Below are 15408 nucleotides of genomic sequence, written 5' to 3'. Positions count from 1 at the left end.
GACATCGGCCACGCCAGCCGAAATTTGCATACGGGGAGTTACCATGCTCTGGAAGGGCCGCCGTCAGAGTGACAATGTCGAGGACGAGCGCAGCGACAGCGGCGGCGGTGGTGGTTTCGGCGGCGGCAGCCCTGGCCAGTTCCGCATCCCGATCGGCGGCCGCACCGGCGGCGGCGGCAGCATATTGCTGGTCGTCCTCGTGGTGCTGGCCGGATGGTATTTCGGCTTCGACCCGTCGCAGATCCTGGGCAGCGGCGACGGCGGCGGCGTGCTGCCGGGTGGCGGTGGCCAGATTACCGACAACAGCGGCGGCCAGGACGACGGCGCCGGCACGCCTGCTTCCGACGAGATGAAGCAGTTCGTGGCGACCGTGCTGGCCGAGACCGAAGAGACCTGGACCGGCATCTTCCAGTCGCAGGGCCTGAAATACGAGGACCCGAAGCTTGTGCTGTTCAGCGGCCAGATCCGCTCGGCCTGCGGCTCCGCCTCGACGGCAGCCGGACCGTTCTATTGTCCCGGCGACCACAAGGTCTACCTCGACACCACCTTCTTCCAGCAGCTCGACCAGCAGTTCGGCGCCTCGGGGGATTTCGCCCAGGCATATGTGATCGCCCATGAAGTCGGTCACCATGTGCAGAACCTCACCGGCATCCTGCCCAAGTTCAACCAGATGCGGCAGTCGATGGGTGAGGCGGAAGCCAACCAGATGTCGGTGCGCATCGAGCTGCAGGCCGACTGCTTCGCCGGCGTTTGGGCGCATTTCACCGCGCAGAAGGGCATTCTGGAACAGGGCGACATCGAAGAGGCGCTCAACGCCGCCAAGCAGATCGGCGACGATACGCTGCAGAAGAAGATGCAGGGCTATGTCGTTCCGGAAAGCTTCAACCACGGGACGTCGCAGCAAAGGCAGACCTGGCTGGCGCGCGGCTACAAGAGCGGCAAGCTGTCGGATTGCAACACGCTGACCGGTCCGGTTTGAGGCGCTCGCAAGTTCCAGCCGACCGCGGTTCAAAGCGCATCCGTCGGCGGGCCGATTCACCACCGGCAACAGATGTCAGGAGGAGAACGCCTGAGGCGTTCTCCTATTGTTCCAAAGTGGCGCCTCGCCTATAACGGGCGCCCGCCCAAGGGCGGTCTCAGGGAGCAGACGCCATCATGATCGACCCCAAAACCGCCAGGCGGGGCCTTGCGCTCGTCTTCACCACGCTGCTGCTCGACATTATCGGCTTCGGCATGATCATGCCGGTGTTGCCGGCCTTTCTCAGGGAGCTTTCCGGCGTCGGCATCAGCGAAGCGGCGATCGAAGGCGGCTGGCTGTTCTTCGTCTATGCGGCGATGCAGTTCTTCTTCGCGCCAATCATGGGTGGATTGAGCGACCGCTTCGGGCGGCGGCCGATCCTGCTTGCCTCGGTGCTTACATTCTCGATCGACAATCTGATCTGCGCCATCGCCTGGTCCTATCCGATGCTGTTCATCGGCCGCGTGCTGGCCGGCGTTTCGGGCGCCAGCTATTCGACGACGTCGGCCTTCATTGCCGACATCTCGAACGACGACAACCGGGCGAAGAATTTCGGTCTGCTCGGCATCGCCTTCGGCGTCGGCTTCGTCATTGGGCCGGTGCTGGGCGGGCTGCTCGGCACGTTCGGGCCGCGAGTGCCGTTTTACTTTGCCGCCGGGCTTGCCTTCGTGAACTTCCTCATCGCCATGTTCTTCCTGCCTGAAACGCTCGATGAAAAGCACCGCCGCCGCTTCGAGTGGAAACGCGCCAACCCGGTCGGCACGCTGCTGCAGATGCGCCAATATCAGGGCATCGGCTGGATCGGGCTCGCCTTCTTCCTGATGACGCTCGGCCACATGATGTATCCTGCGGTGTGGTCGTTCGTGTCCAATTATCGTTATGGCTGGAACGAGCAGCAGATCGGCTTCTCGCTCGGCGCCTTCGGCCTGTGTGGGGCGATCGTCATGGCGACGGTGCTGCCGCGCGTGATCCCCAAACTTGGCGAATGGAGGACGGCGGTGATCGGCCTGACATTTACTGCGGCCAGCGCCTTCGGCTACGCCTTCGCCTCGCAAGGCTGGATGATCTATGCGGTGATCGTCGTCGGCTGCCTCGAAGCACTGGCCGATCCGCCGCTGAGAAGCCTTGCCGCCGCCAAGGTGCCGCCATCGGCGCAAGGCGAATTGCAGGGTGCGATGACGTCGATCTTCTCGATCACCTCGATCATCACGCCGCTGCTCTACACCGCGATCTTTTCCTGGTTCACCGGACCGAATGCGCCCGTAGTGTTCGGCGGCGCCCCCTATCTGGTTGGCGCGTGCTTCCTGACGCTTGCCGTCATTGTCTTTGTGACGAAAGTTGCGAGGCCGACGGCGGTGAGAAGCGTTGCCACCGGCGCTGCGGAAGATGGAGCCCAGATATGAGCCATGACAGCCGCATAGAGCTGACCAAGGACGGTTTGTCGCTGTCGCGGCTGGTGTTCGGCGCCTGGCGCCTGCTCGACAGCGCCGCGCGCCCGGACGCCGACCAGATCGCGCGGCTGATCGGCACTGCGGTCGATCTCGGCCTTACCAGCTTCGACCATGCCGATATTTACGGGCATTACCAGGTGGAAGCTGCCTTTGGCGCCGGCTTGTCGCGCTGGAAGGGCAAGCGCGACAGCATCGAGCTGATCTCGAAATGCGACATCATTCTGGCATCGGCCAACCGGCCTCAGAACCGGCTGAAGCATTACGACACCAGTGCGGCCCACATTGCCGCCTCGGTCGACCGTTCGCTCGCCAATCTCGGCACCGACTATCTCGACCTGTTGCTGCTGCACCGGCCGGATCCGCTGATGGATGCCGACGAGACGGCGGCGGCCCTTGCCGGGCTGGTCAAGTCGGGCAAGGTGAGAGCGGTCGGGGTCTCCAATTACACGCCGTCGCAGTTCGACCTTCTGGCTTCGCGGCTGCCGTTTGCCTTGGCCACCAACCAGATCGAGATGTCGGTGCTGAAAACCAATGCGCTGGTGGATGGCAGCCTCGATCACGCGCAACGCCTCGGCTATGCGCCGATGATCTGGTCGCCGCTCGGCGGCGGCTTGCTGTTCACCGGCAAGGAAGGGCGCGAGGCGCGGGTCAGGGCGGCAATCGCGGCGGTGGCTGCCGAGATCGGCGCCGGCGATCTCGCCGCCGTCGCCATCGCCTGGCTGCTGCGTCATCCGGCGCGGCTGGCGCCGGTGCTCGGCACGATGAAGCCCGAGCGGCTGGCCGTCATGGTCAAGGCGCTGGAGATCGACCTCGGCCGCCAGCAATGGTTCGCCATACTGGAGGCCAGCGAAGGTCGGCCGGTGGCGTAAGGTCACCCAGGCGCGAACTTCGAACCCGCCATAGGTGTGTGCTTCGTCCCTTAATGCGGCGCGCAAGCGAAGCGATGAGGAGGGCTTGGGCTCACGGGATTGCCGTCGGCGCTCTCGAAGCCTTCGTCGCTTCGAGCCGTCACAAACAGACCGGTGACCGGTTTATTCCATTGACCAAGACAAGGGCAATCGCGCCGCGTTTGTAACTCCGGCTATTCGGAGCATCACGATCTGGGCAACGGCTAGACGAAGACCTGTAAAATCAAACCCGTTCGGCCAGCAGTTCCTCGCCGCGCTTTTCGCGGATCAGGTTGACGAAGCGGCGGAACAGATAGTGCGAGTCCTGCGGGCCGGGCGAGGCCTCGGGGTGGTGCTGGACCGAGAACACCGGACGTCCGGTCAGCGCGATGCCGCAGTTCGAGCCATCGAACAGCGAGACATGGGTTTCCTCGACGCCCTCGGGCAAGGAGTCGGCATCGACGGCAAAGCCGTGGTTCATCGAGACGATCTCGACCTTGCCGGTGGTATGATCCTTGACCGGGTGGTTGGCGCCGTGATGGCCCTGGTGCATCTTGGCGGTCTTGCCGCCGAGCGCCAGGGCCAGCATCTGGTGGCCGAGGCAGATGCCGAACACCGGAATATCGGTCTTGAGCAGGTCCTGGATGACCGGCACCGCGTAGTCGCCGGTGGCTTCCGGGTCGCCGGGGCCGTTGGAGAGGAAGATGCCGTCGGGCTGCATGGCCAGGATTTCTTCCGAACCGGTACCGGCCGGAACCACGGTGACCTTGGCGCCGAGGCCGGAAAGCAGGCGAAGGATGTTACGCTTGACGCCGTAGTCGATGGCGACGACGTGCATCGACGGCTCGGCCTGTTCGCCAAAGCCTTCGTTCCACACCCAGGGCGTTCCACGCCAGACCGAGGACTGGCCGGAGGTGACTTCCTTGGCGAGGTCAAGCCCGATCAGGCCCGACCAGGCGGCGGCCCGCCGCTTCAAATCGTCGAGGTCGAAGATGCCGTCGGGCGCGTGCGCAATGACGGCATTGGGCATGCCCTTTTCGCGGATCAGCGCGGTCAGCGCCCGGGTGTCGATGCCCGACAGCGCGACGATGCCGCGCTTCTTCAGCCACTGGTCCAGCCCGGTGCCGGCGCGGTAGTTGGACGGGTTGGTGACATCGGCCTTGAACACCGCGCCGACGGCGCCGGCACGGGCGACCGGGTTCAAGTCCTCGATGTCCTCGTCATTGGTGCCGATGTTGCCGATATGCGGGAAGGTGAAGGTGACGATCTGGCCGGCATAGGACGGGTCGGTGAGAATTTCCTGGTAGCCGGTGAGCGCGGTGTTGAAGCAGACTTCGGCAACGGCGGAACCGGTGGCGCCGAGGCCGCGACCCTCGATGACGGTGCCGTCGGCCAGCACCAGAAGGGCGGTCGGCTTTTCGGTTGCCCAAGGCGGGGTCAGTCCGGGGGTCATCTCGGCCATGGCGACGCTCCTGTCACGCTGCGCGCTTCGATGGCGGGCCATCTGCGCAGCAAACGGCGCGGCCGATCTCTCGAGCCTGCGCGCATCAATTCTTTGTCTTGTGCAAGGCCGAGTACATAGGGGAAGGCGCCAGAGCGGTCAATGATGCCCGTGCCAAAAACGGCGAGCATTTGTTTCGTCGAACAATATCAGAGGCTTGGCGTGTTTGCTTTACGAGTTCGCCACCGTTATTGTCCGCACCGTTCGAAGGAGAAAGCATCATGCGCGCAAAAATCGCCGAATCCCTGAAGAGCGCGATGAAGGCGCAGGACAAGCACCGGCTGCCGACACTGCGGCTCATCCAGGCCGCCATTCACGACCGCGACATAGCCAATCGCGGCTCGGCCAAGGACCCCGCCAGCGACGAGGAGATCCTGCAGATCCTGGCCAAAATGGTGAAGCAGCGCGAGGAATCGGCCAAGGCGTTCGAGGACGGCAAGCGCCCGGAACTGGCGGCGCAGGAGCGTGGCGAGATGGAGATCATCCGCGGCTTCCTGCCGACGCAGTTGGACGAGGCGGCGGTGACTGCAGCGGCGCGCGAAGCGATCACTGCTACCGGTGCGACCAGCCAGAAGGACATGGGCAAGGTGATCGCTGTGCTGAAGCAGAAATATGCCGGCCAGATGGATTTCGGCAAGGCTAGCGGCATCGTCAAAGGCCTGCTGCAGTAGGAGCCGACACCACTTCAATGGCGAAGGAGAGCAGGGGCATTACCTCTGGGCAAGAAACGGTCCGCACCGGCTTAAGCGAGCAAGCCTTGACCTGCCGGAGAGACCCACCATGATCGAAATCGTCAAACCCACGCTCGAACATCTGCCCTCCTACAAGGCGGCGCTCGAGCGTGGCTGGTCGCCGGACAATGTCCGGCTGATGGAAGCGACGCGCGAGCAACTTGCGGCGATCGACGAGGATCCCGCGGCGTTCCTTGCCAGCCTCGACGATCCCGAGGCCAAAGGAGGCCCGATTACCTTGCCGGACGGCACGACCGTGCCGCGGCTGCCGGGCTTCCGGCGCTGGATCTGGGACGGCGAGGCCGCCGGCTCGATCGGCTTTCGCTGGCAGCCGGGTACGGCCGCGCTGCCGTCGCATGTGCTCGGCCATATCGGCTATGCCGTGGTGCCGTGGAAGCGCGGACGAGGCTATGCGACCGAGGCGCTGCGGCTGATGCTGGACGAGGCGAGGGCTGTTGGTTTGCCATATGTCGAGATCACCACCGACCTCGACAATCCGGCCTCGCAGAAGGTGGTGCTGGCCAATGGCGGCCGTGTGGTCGGTCCGTTCATCAAGGACGCCGCGTATGGCGGCGCCGAGAGTTTGTTGTTCCGGATCGATTTGTAGTCCGACGCTATTCGGCCGCTGCCGGCAGCGGCGGCGCTGCCCGGCTGCGCCCCTCCCAGATGTAGGAGGCAAGTGCCACCACCACCGCCACCAGCATGGCGGCAGCGCCCACAACCGGCAGGCTGCGATAGCCGTAGCCGGCATTGAGCATGGCAGCGCCCAGCGACGCGGCGAGCGCGATGCCGACATTGAAGCCGGAGGGGATGAGCGAGGAGGCGAGGTTGGAGGCGTCCGCCGTCCAGGCCAGGATGCGGGTCTGGATCGGCGTGCCTATGGCGAAGTTGAGGCCACCCCAGATAACGATGGCGATGACCATCGGCACGGGGTAGGGGCTGACGGCATAGATCACGCCCAACATCACCGCCTGCAGCGCAAGCATGGTGATCAGCGACGGCATCAGCTTCCAATCGGAAAGCTTGCCGCCGAGAAACACACCGACGGTGGCGCCGACGCCGTTGAGCAGCAGCACCCAGGGGATCAGGCTCTCGTCGAGATGGGTCACCTCAAGCAGTGTCGGGGTGATGTAGGTGAACAGGCCGAACTGGCCGATCATCAACGTCAGCATCAGGATCAGCGAGGTCCAGACTTGCTGGCGCGCCAGCACGCGAACCTCGCTGCCAAGACTGGCGGATGGCCTTGATGCGCCTGTCGTGCGCGGCAAAAGCGCAGCCATGGCGGCGAACGCCACCACGCCCAGCGCGCACATCACCCAGAAGGTGGCGCGCCAGCCCCAGAGATTGCCGATTGCGGTGCCGGCCGGCACGCCGATGACATTGGATACGGTGAGGCCGGAGAGGATCACAGCCACGGCCATGCCGCGCTTGTCCTCGGGCACGAGGCCGACAGCCACCACCATGGCGACGCCGAAATAGGCGCCGTGTGCGACGGCGACCGCAATGCGCAAGAGCAGCATCGAGGTAAAATCGGGCGCCGCCGCGCAAGCGGCCTGGCCGATGGTGAAGGCGACGGTCAGGCAAAGCAGTAGCGTCTTGCGGGAAATGCCCTTGGTGGCGAGCGCCAGCAATGGCCCGCCAATCGCGATGCCGCCGGCATAGCCTGAGACGAGATAGCCGGAGGTCGGGATCGAAACGCTAAGGCCGTCGGCCACTTGCGGCAGCACGCCGGCAATGACGAATTCGGTGGTGCCGAAAGCGAAGGCGGCGATGAACAGGGCAATGAGCGGAAGCATGGCGCGGAAGCGATCCTTGAATGAGTTGGCCTCAAATCATGGATGGCGCTTGCCGGCAATGCAGAAATTTTGCGGCCGGTTTAGGTTTTCTTGATCAGCTCGCCTTCAACCTGGAGCCGCCGAGCAGGCCGCGCTCTTCCAGCACCGGGTAGGCCATCGACGCCAGCAGCGAGTTGATCTGCTTCAGGTCGCGGATGGTGTCGAGGTGGATGGAACTTGTCTCGACGCTCTTGGCGGTGCCGTCGCGCAGGCGCACGAAATGGCTGGCGCTGGTTTCCTTTTCGCGGTCGCGCAGCCGGTCCTTTTCCAGCACCAGCTGGCGGGCAGTCTCAGGGTCGCGCGACACCAGCACGTTGAAGGCAAGCCTGGCATTGGCCAGCACCGAGGTGTGGAAGGCGAGCAGCTCGCTCCAGCCCTCGGGCGTGAACTCCAGCCCGCGCTCGAACTTCTTCTTCACATGCACCAGCATGTTGCGCACGATGATGTCGCCGACCTGCTCGAGCTTGACGCAGGCGCCTATCAGCTCCTGGCAGCGCAGCGCCTCGTCCTCTGTGAGCGAGTTCCTGGTCAATTTGGCCAGATAGAGCTTGATCGCCGCGTGCTTCCTGTCGACGCGGTCGTCAAGGGCGGCCAGCGCCTTGATCTTGTCGCCGTCGGCGCTTTCATACAGCTCGATGATGCGCTTGAGCATGATCTCGACGGTTTCGCAGACGCGCACCACCTCGCGGGTGGCGTTGGCCAGCGCCTGGCTCGGAACGTCGAGCGCGCCGTCGTTGAGGGCGGAGAGTTCGACCACATCGAGCTCTGTAGCCGGCGCCGGCTTGGTGCCCATTGCGACGATCTTCTCAGAAGCACGATAGATCAGGCTGGCAAGCGGCAGGCCGGCGAGCAGGATCAGCACATTGAACAGTATGTGGGCGTTGACGATCTGGTCGGGCACGGTGGCGCCGAGGAAGGCGACCGGTGGCTTCAGCGTCATGAACAGGATCAGCATCACCAGCGAGCCCATGCCGCGCATCAACAGATTGCCGATCGGCACGACGCGCACGCCAGGTTCGGCACTTCGGGTGAGCAGCGGCGCGATGACCGACGAGCCGAGATTGACGCCGAGCACCAGCACGATGCCCAGTTCGGGCGGGATGAAGCCGCGGCCGGCCAGCGTCACCATCAAAAGCACGGCGGCGATCGAGGAGTGGAACAGCCAGGTGACGAGCGCGGCGAGCAGATAGGCGGTGACGTAGTCGCTGGAGAAATATTCGATGATGAGCGGCATCAGCGTGCTCTGGCGCAGCGGCTCCGAGGCCTGGCCGATCATCTCCAGCGACAGTACCAAAAGGCCGATGCCGACCAGGATGCGGCCGAACTGGCGCCAGTCGCGCCGCTCGGTGGCCATGAACATGACCGTGCCGGCGACGAGGCAGATCGGCACCAGCAGAGTCAGATCGAAGGTCAAGAGCTTGACCACCAGCGCCGAGCCGATCTCGGCGCCGCGCACAGCCAATTGGCCCGACATGCCCGAGACGATGCCGGCGCCGGCGAAGGAGCCGACGAGAAGCGTGACGGCGGTCGAGCTCTGCAGCGCGATGGACAGGCCGCAGCCGGCCAAAACCGCCATGATCGGATTGCGCATGGTGGAGCGCAGCCGGTGACGCAGCACGTCGCCATAGGCGCGCTCGACGCCTGTCTTGACCATGCGGGTGGCAAACAACATCAGCGCCACCGCGCCCGCCAGATGCAGCAGGACGACGGAGCCGCTCATTTCGAAACCCGCACGCAGACAGGGACCGCGACGCGGAGGGCGCGCAGTGCAGGGAGGGAAACGGGGCTGCGAATCATGGTCATGACAGTCTTGAACAATATCCGGAATATTTTAGCCGGGTAATAAAATCTTGTCGATTTCAAGAGCCGTCGCGGCGCGACAGGGCGTGTCGGAAAATGGACGGATGCGCAAATGGTTGCATGGCGGATCCCTGGTGATGGCAGCGGATCGTCCCGGTTTGCCGGACTCCCGGCAATCGCCTTTGCGATGATGTTCAAATATCCAGGATAAGCACAGGATTTCATTACGTAAATGTAATGCTAGTGTTCAGTTTCGGTTCATCCTTCGGGCGCTATTCCCTAGGCATCGACAACCAAGGAGCCCCGCTATGAAACGTGTTGTTCTTTCCGCCCTCGCTTTCTCGATGCTGGCCGCCACTTCGCTTACCGGCCAGGCCGCACCGGTGAACGCACCGGTCGCACCGCAGTCGAATTACACGCGGGTCGACTGGCAGAGGCCCGGCAAGCATGTCGATGTCAGGAAGCGCGTCGTGAAGAAGACGGTGGTCGTCAAGCGCAGCCATTGGCGCAATGGCCAGAAATATTCCAGCTGGAAGCGGCACCAGCCGATCCGCGATTATGGCCGCTATGGCCTGCATCGCCCCGGCCGCGGCCAGGAATGGATCCGCGTCGGCAACGACTATGTGCTGGTCAGCGTCCTGTCCGGCATCATCTTCGGCGCCATTGCCGCGCATTAAGCCCGGCCTCGCCGGCGCAATGCAGAGACTTGAAAGGAGGCGGCCCGAAACGGCCGCCTTTCTTTTGGCTGTAGAAACCGGGCTTTTGGGCTGTGGAAACCGGGTATGGTCCGCAATAAGGGTCGTCGGATTCCGCGAGCATGATTATATGAGGGACAAACGAGTTCCCCAATGCGCTTTCCGCCCGCCTTTCTCGATGAGATACGCGACCGTGTGCCGATTTCATCGGTCATCGGCCAGCGCGTCGCATGGGACAGGAAGAAGACCAACGCCTCGCGCGGCGACTATTGGGCCTGTTGTCCGTTCCACGGCGAAAAGAGCCCCTCCTTCCACTGCGAGGACAAGAAGGGCCGCTATCACTGTTTCGGCTGTTCGGTGTCGGGCGATCATTTCAAGTTCCTGACCGAGCTCGACGGATTAAGCTTTCCCGAAGCGGTCGAGAAGATCGCCGACATGGCCGGCGTGCCGATGCCGGTGCGCGACGAGCGGGAAGAACAGCGTGAGAAGGAACGCGCCAGTCTGACCGACGTCATGGAGATGGCGACTGCCTTCTTCCAGGAGCGGCTGCAAGGACCGGAGGGTGCAAAAGCCCGCGCCTATCTCAGGGATCGCGGGCTGACGCCGGCGACGCAGCAATCGTTCCGGCTGGGCTTTGCGCCCGACAGCCGCAATGCGCTGAAGGAACATCTTGCCGCCAAGGGTGTGCCCAAGGCCGACATCGAGGCCTGCGGGCTGGTGCGTCATGGCGACGACATCCCGGTCTCCTATGACTGGTTCCGCGATCGCATCATGTTCCCGATCCCGGATTCGCGCGGGAAGATCATCGCCTTTGGCGGCCGCGCACTGGCGCCCGATGCGCTGGCCAAATACATGAATTCGCCCGACACGGAGCTCTTCCACAAGGGCAACGTGCTCTACAATTTCGCCCGCGCCCGCAAAGCGCTGGCGAAAGGCGGCACGGTGATTGCCGTCGAAGGCTATATGGACGTGATTGCGCTGGCGCAGGCCGGCTTCGAGAATGCCGTGGCGCCGCTCGGCACCGCGCTCACCGAAAACCAACTCGAACTTCTGTGGCGCATGGCGCCTGAGCCGATGCTGTGCTTCGACGGCGACCAGGCCGGGCTGAAGGCGGCGTGGCGCGCCGCGGATCTCGCGCTGCCGTCGGTGCAGGCCGGGCGGTCGGTGCGCTTTGCGCTGTTGCCGGAGGGCAAGGATCCCGACGATCTGGTCAAGGCAGAAGGGCCGGACGCGTTTCGTGCCGTGCTGGCGGAAGCGCGGCCTCTCGCTGATTTGTTGTGGATGCGTGAGACATCCGGTGGCGTCTTCGACACGCCGGAGCGGCGGGCGGGGCTGACAAAGACGCTGCGCGAACTGACCAGCCGCATCCGCGATGAGAGCCAGCGCTACCACTACCAGCAGTGGATGCGCGAGCGGGAGCTGACCTTCTTCAGCGCCCAGCGCGAAGTGCGGCAAGGTCGCCAGGACTGGAAACCGGGGCAGGGCAAAACGCCCGCACCCGGCGGACAGTTCGCCAAAGGCAGCGGGGCAGGCGCGCGCGCCGCGATCACCGAAAGCCTCGGCCGCTCCGCCATGGTCAAACGCGGTGGCGAGATGATGTCGGTGCGCGAGGCGACGATCATCGTAGCCCTCGTCAACCATCCGGCGCTGATCGACGAGAACTTCGCCCATGTCGAGTTCCTCGATCTCGCCAACACCGATCTGCAGCGGCTGCACGCCGCCATCCTCGATGCGATGGCGCACGACATGGCCAATGACCGTAGCGCGGTGATCGCCACCATCGAACGTGCCGGCTGCAGCGATATCTGGGGGCGCGCCGTGGCGCTCATCCAACGGGCCAGGCAATGGCCCGCGCTGGAAACCGCAGCGCTTGACGATGCCCGCGACGCCTTCAGCCAGGCGCTGCACTTGCAGCGCAGCGCGCGCACCTTACATAAGGAACTGAAACAGGCGGAAGCAGCGCTCGCCAGCGATCCCACTGACGAAAACTACCGGCACCTCATCGAGATTCAGGCGCAATTCCGTGATGTACAAGCAACGGAAGCGCTGATCGAAGGGTTCGGTGTATCCTCGGGCAGGGGTGGGCGCGTCTAGGTCGAAACCTGCGCAAGAATGAATGTTGTACGTGCTGCGCGTCGAATCGACGCCTCTAAGTCGGGTAATTGATTCGCTTTTTTGATGCGAATCATGCGAGAGGCGCTTGACCTTCTGGCAGAATGACGGAATCAGGACGATTCGAAACCTTAACCCGCGCCGGCGTCGATGGAAATGCACTGACGCGAGGTGCTGATCACTGGACAGGCTGACAGCCTGCCACAGATATCAGGGTTAATCTGGACTTAATGCATATCGCCCAAAAGTGAAAACCGGTTTTGGGGGCACGATATGAACAAACAAAAGAGTTGATTCGGTTACCGGCCCGGTTATGCGCCACCAGCGCATGTAGTTTGACCGGTGCGGCAGCTACGCGGCTTCGATGCTCGGCCGCTAGGAGAAGATAAAGACTATGGCGACAAAGGAAAAGGAAGAGGTCGAGACCGAACGTGAAGGCGCCACCGATGGGCCTCTGCTCGACCTTTCCGATGATGCTGTCAAGAAGATGATCAAGGCCGCCAAGAAGCGCGGCTATGTGACTCTCGACGAACTGAACGCGGTGCTGCCGTCGGAAGAGACCGATCCGGATCGCATCGAAGACATCAATGCGATGCTGTCCGACATGGGCATCAACGTGGTCGAGGACGACGATCAGAGCGAGGAGCCCGAGGCCGCCGACAGCAATGCCGACGCCGAGGAAGACGCCAACGAGCTGGCCGAGCAGACCGGCACCGCCGTCGCCGCCACGACCACCAAGAAAGAGCCGACCGACCGCACCGATGACCCGGTGCGCATGTATCTGCGCGAGATGGGCTCGGTCGAGCTCCTGTCGCGCGAGGGCGAAATCGCGATCGCCAAGCGCATCGAGGCCGGCCGCGAGACGATGATTGCGGGCCTCTGCGAAAGCCCGCTGACCTTCCAGGCCATCATCATCTGGCGTGACGAGCTCAACGAATCCAAGATCCTGCTGCGCGAGATCATCGACCTCGAAGCCACCTATGCCGGCCCCGAAGCCAAGCAGGCGCCGGTGGTCGAGCGCATCGAGGAGGCGCCCAAGGCCGAGGACAAGCCGAGGCGTGGACGCGACGAGGAAGACGACATCACCAATGTCGGCGCCGACACGCGCGGCCTAGTCGATGACGACGAGGAAGACGAGGACGAGGCGAGCCTGTCGCTGGCGGCGATGGAAGCGGAACTGCGCCCGCAGGTGATGGAGACGCTCGACGTCATCGCCGACACCTACAAGAAGCTGCGCAAGCTGCAGGACCAGCAGGTCGAGAACCGTCTTGCCGCGACCGGCACGCTGTCGCCAAGCCAGGACCGCCGCCTGAAGGAGCTGAAGGACCAGCTGATCAAGGCGGTGAAGTCGCTGTCGCTCAACACGGCGCGCATCGAGGCGCTGGTCGAGCAGCTTTACGACATCAACAAGAGGCTGGTGCAGAACGAAGGCAAGCTGCTGCGCCTGGCCGAAAGCTATGGCGTGCGCCGCGAGGAGTTCCTCAAGGAATATCAGGGTTCCGAGCTCGACCCGAACTGGACGCGCTCGATCGGCAACCTGACCTCGCGCGGCTGGAAGGAATTCACCAAGAACGAGAAGGACGCGATCAAGGATCTGCGTTCGGAAATCCAGAACCTCGCCACCGAGACGGCGATCTCGATCCTGGAATTCCGCAAGATCGTCAACCAGGTGCAGAAGGGCGAGCGCGAAGCCGCTATCGCCAAGAAGGAAATGGTCGAGGCCAATCTGCGCCTCGTCATCTCCATCGCCAAGAAATATACCAATCGCGGCCTGCAGTTCCTCGACCTGATCCAGGAAGGCAATATCGGCTTGATGAAGGCGGTCGACAAATTCGAATACCGCCGCGGCTACAAGTTCTCGACCTATGCGACATGGTGGATCCGGCAGGCGATCACGCGTTCGATTGCCGACCAGGCGCGCACCATCCGCATCCCGGTGCACATGATCGAAACGATCAACAAGATCGTGCGCACGTCGCGCCAGATGCTGCATGAAATCGGCCGCGAGCCGACGCCGGAGGAACTGGCAGAAAAGCTCGCAATGCCGCTCGAAAAAGTGCGCAAGGTGTTGAAGATCGCCAAGGAGCCGATCTCGCTCGAAACCCCTGTGGGTGACGAAGAGGATTCGCATCTGGGCGATTTCATCGAGGACAAGATGGCGATCCTGCCGATCGATGCGGCGATCCAGGCCAATCTGCGCGAGACCACCACGCGGGTGCTCGCCTCGCTGACGCCGCGCGAGGAGCGGGTGCTGCGCATGCGCTTCGGCATCGGCATGAACACCGACCACACGCTGGAAGAAGTCGGCCAGCAGTTCTCGGTGACGCGCGAGCGTATCCGCCAGATCGAAGCCAAGGCGCTGCGCAAGCTCAAGCACCCGAGCCGGAGCCGCAAGCTGAGGAGCTTCCTCGACAGCTGATACCGGCAACAGACCAGAATTCGAAAAGGGCGCCGATGGCGCCCTTTTTGTTGCCGGGTGAAGGCTCTTGTCGCCCATCTCCGTCGGGAGGATACTTGCCTGGTCGGATGCATGTTCTGGGCGAAAAACCGGATGTCCGCCCCGGCTGATGTCCTCAGCCGTGCTCCGTGGCGCCGGAGGGAGGTGTGTGATGACAACCTACATCCTGCTGATGAACTGGACGGAACAGGGCGCCAGAAATATCCGAGAGTCGCCGAAGCGGCTCGATGCCGCCAAGAAGCAACTGGCCGACATGGGCGGCTCGTTCAAGGCGTTTTACCTGACTATGGGCGAATATGACATGGTGGCGATTATCGAGGCGCCCGACGATGCTGTGCTTGCTCGTTTCGCCCTGATGCTGGCAACGGGTGGCAGCGTCAAGACGCGAACGCTCAAGGCTTTCCCGGAATTTGCCTATCGCGAGATCGTCGCCTCGCTTGGATAGCGCTGGGCGCGGGTCCGTGCGGCTCGGCGTCATATTGCGGGGCCGTGCCGTCAGGGTGATAGTCGCGCCATGTCCAAGCCTGCGCTGACCGTCTGGTACAACACACGCTGCCCGGTTTGCGATGGCGGCATCACCCGGCAGAAACGGCGGCTGATCGAGGCGATCAAGGCCGGGCGGATCGAATTCCGCGACATCAACCTCGAACCGGCGGCGCTCTCTGGCTACAGCGCCTCGCTGGAGGACATACGCCGCCGGCTGCATGCCACCGATGCCGAAGGCAGGCTGCTGGTCGGCGCCGATGTCGCGGTTGCCGTCTGGCGGGCGACGCCGGGCGACGGCTGGCTGGCGACGCTCTTCGGCAATCCGGTCGCGCTGCCGCTGACGCGCTTGGCCTATGATCGTTTCGCCGATCTTCTCTATGCCTGGAACCGGCGCAAGGGCCGCTGGTAGCGAGGCAAGGCCCGAAGAATCTGCG

13 protein-coding genes are annotated in these 15408 nt (G+C 63.6%); 10 read left to right on the top strand and 3 right to left on the bottom strand.

What is annotated here, in order from left to right; genetic code table 11:
• Positions 1 to 43 precede the first annotated feature (43 nt).
• The 3 genes from ypfJ to NLY36_RS07695 all read left to right on the top strand — a co-directional run bounded on the left by ypfJ (position 44) and on the right by NLY36_RS07695 (position 3338).
• The gene (ypfJ, locus tag NLY36_RS07705; protein WP_023672436.1) at positions 44 to 979 is read left to right on the top strand and encodes a KPN_02809 family neutral zinc metallopeptidase; all 936 of its coding nucleotides are present in this window, start codon (positions 44 to 46) and stop codon (positions 977 to 979) included.
• Between the two features lie 176 nt (positions 980 to 1155).
• Positions 1156 to 2421, top strand: a complete 1266-nt coding sequence (locus NLY36_RS07700) for a TCR/Tet family MFS transporter (protein WP_023734956.1) — start codon at positions 1156 to 1158, stop codon at positions 2419 to 2421.
• The gene (locus NLY36_RS07695) at positions 2418 to 3338 is read left to right on the top strand and encodes an aldo/keto reductase (RefSeq protein ID WP_023713901.1); all 921 of its coding nucleotides are present in this window, start codon (positions 2418 to 2420) and stop codon (positions 3336 to 3338) included. Before NLY36_RS07700 ends, NLY36_RS07695 begins: the two co-directional genes overlap by 4 nt.
• A 262-nt stretch (positions 3339 to 3600) precedes the next feature.
• Here NLY36_RS07695 and carA read toward each other — a convergent pair whose 3' ends face one another.
• Positions 3601 to 4818, bottom strand: a complete 1218-nt coding sequence (gene carA / locus NLY36_RS07690; protein ID WP_031197557.1) for a glutamine-hydrolyzing carbamoyl-phosphate synthase small subunit — start codon at positions 4816 to 4818, stop codon at positions 3601 to 3603.
• 260 nt (positions 4819 to 5078) lie between these two features.
• Between carA and NLY36_RS07685 the strand changes: the two genes are divergently transcribed.
• Positions 5079 to 5528, top strand: coding sequence for a GatB/YqeY domain-containing protein (locus NLY36_RS07685; protein ID WP_031197556.1), 450 nt, complete (start codon positions 5079 to 5081; stop codon positions 5526 to 5528).
• 109 nt (positions 5529 to 5637) lie between these two features.
• The gene (locus NLY36_RS07680; RefSeq protein ID WP_023683792.1) at positions 5638 to 6195 is read left to right on the top strand and encodes a GNAT family N-acetyltransferase; all 558 of its coding nucleotides are present in this window, start codon (positions 5638 to 5640) and stop codon (positions 6193 to 6195) included.
• Between the two features lie 7 nt (positions 6196 to 6202).
• Here the strand turns inward: NLY36_RS07680 and NLY36_RS07675 are convergent, their stop codons facing one another.
• Positions 6203 to 7384, bottom strand: coding sequence for an MFS transporter (locus NLY36_RS07675; RefSeq protein ID WP_023734955.1), 1182 nt, complete (start codon positions 7382 to 7384; stop codon positions 6203 to 6205).
• A 94-nt stretch (positions 7385 to 7478) separates the two neighbouring features.
• Entirely contained in the window at positions 7479 to 9143 is a 1665-nt protein-coding gene (locus NLY36_RS07670; RefSeq protein WP_023734954.1) for a Na/Pi cotransporter family protein, read from the bottom strand.
• A 388-nt stretch (positions 9144 to 9531) separates the two neighbouring features.
• On the opposite strand from NLY36_RS07670, the gene NLY36_RS07665 reads away from it, so the two are divergent.
• The 5 genes from NLY36_RS07665 (at position 9532) to NLY36_RS07645 (ending at position 15383) form a co-directional block, all read left to right on the top strand.
• Positions 9532 to 9900 carry an RcnB family protein gene (locus NLY36_RS07665; RefSeq protein WP_023672444.1) on the top strand — a complete coding sequence of 123 codons (369 nt, stop codon included), beginning with the start codon at positions 9532 to 9534 and terminating at the stop codon, positions 9898 to 9900.
• 171 nt (positions 9901 to 10071) lie between these two features.
• Positions 10072 to 12012: a DNA primase gene (dnaG, locus tag NLY36_RS07660; protein ID WP_023697080.1), complete on the top strand. Its 1941-nt coding sequence runs from the start codon at positions 10072 to 10074 to the stop codon at positions 12010 to 12012.
• 412 nt (positions 12013 to 12424) lie between these two features.
• Complete coding sequence (gene rpoD, locus NLY36_RS07655) at positions 12425 to 14449, top strand: RNA polymerase sigma factor RpoD (RefSeq protein ID WP_023672446.1); 2025 nt, start codon at positions 12425 to 12427, stop codon at positions 14447 to 14449.
• A 190-nt stretch (positions 14450 to 14639) separates the two neighbouring features.
• Positions 14640 to 14933: a GYD domain-containing protein gene (locus NLY36_RS07650; RefSeq protein ID WP_023733294.1), complete on the top strand. Its 294-nt coding sequence runs from the start codon at positions 14640 to 14642 to the stop codon at positions 14931 to 14933.
• Between the two features lie 69 nt (positions 14934 to 15002).
• Positions 15003 to 15383 carry a thiol-disulfide oxidoreductase DCC family protein gene (locus tag NLY36_RS07645; RefSeq protein ID WP_023733293.1) on the top strand — a complete coding sequence of 127 codons (381 nt, stop codon included), beginning with the start codon at positions 15003 to 15005 and terminating at the stop codon, positions 15381 to 15383.
• Positions 15384 to 15408 lie beyond the last annotated feature (25 nt).

The sequence above is a fragment of the Mesorhizobium sp. C399B genome (genome assembly GCF_030323185.1).
GTDB lineage: Bacteria > Pseudomonadota > Alphaproteobacteria > Rhizobiales > Rhizobiaceae > Mesorhizobium.
Note: the sequence above shows the minus strand (reverse complement) of the source record. Positions and strands in the feature narration are given on the sequence as shown.

Bases quoted from the DNA above. Each gene is read 5' to 3' on its own strand.
- ypfJ (WP_023672436.1), top strand. From the start codon at position 44: ATGCTCTGGAAGGGCCGCCGTCAGAGTGACAATGTCGAGGACGAGCGC.
- NLY36_RS07700 (WP_023734956.1), top strand. From the start codon at position 1,156: ATGATCGACCCCAAAACCGCCAGGCGGGGCCTTGCGCTCGTCTTCACC.
- NLY36_RS07695 (WP_023713901.1), top strand. From the start codon at position 2,418: ATGAGCCATGACAGCCGCATAGAGCTGACCAAGGACGGTTTGTCGCTG.
- carA (WP_031197557.1), bottom strand. From the start codon at position 4,818: ATGGCCGAGATGACCCCCGGACTGACCCCGCCTTGGGCAACCGAAAAG.
- NLY36_RS07685 (WP_031197556.1), top strand. From the start codon at position 5,079: ATGCGCGCAAAAATCGCCGAATCCCTGAAGAGCGCGATGAAGGCGCAG.
- NLY36_RS07680 (WP_023683792.1), top strand. From the start codon at position 5,638: ATGATCGAAATCGTCAAACCCACGCTCGAACATCTGCCCTCCTACAAG.
- NLY36_RS07675 (WP_023734955.1), bottom strand. From the start codon at position 7,384: ATGCTTCCGCTCATTGCCCTGTTCATCGCCGCCTTCGCTTTCGGCACC.
- NLY36_RS07670 (WP_023734954.1), bottom strand. From the start codon at position 9,143: ATGAGCGGCTCCGTCGTCCTGCTGCATCTGGCGGGCGCGGTGGCGCTG.
- NLY36_RS07665 (WP_023672444.1), top strand. From the start codon at position 9,532: ATGAAACGTGTTGTTCTTTCCGCCCTCGCTTTCTCGATGCTGGCCGCC.
- dnaG (WP_023697080.1), top strand. From the start codon at position 10,072: ATGCGCTTTCCGCCCGCCTTTCTCGATGAGATACGCGACCGTGTGCCG.
- rpoD (WP_023672446.1), top strand. From the start codon at position 12,425: ATGGCGACAAAGGAAAAGGAAGAGGTCGAGACCGAACGTGAAGGCGCC.
- NLY36_RS07650 (WP_023733294.1), top strand. From the start codon at position 14,640: ATGACAACCTACATCCTGCTGATGAACTGGACGGAACAGGGCGCCAGA.
- NLY36_RS07645 (WP_023733293.1), top strand. From the start codon at position 15,003: ATGTCCAAGCCTGCGCTGACCGTCTGGTACAACACACGCTGCCCGGTT.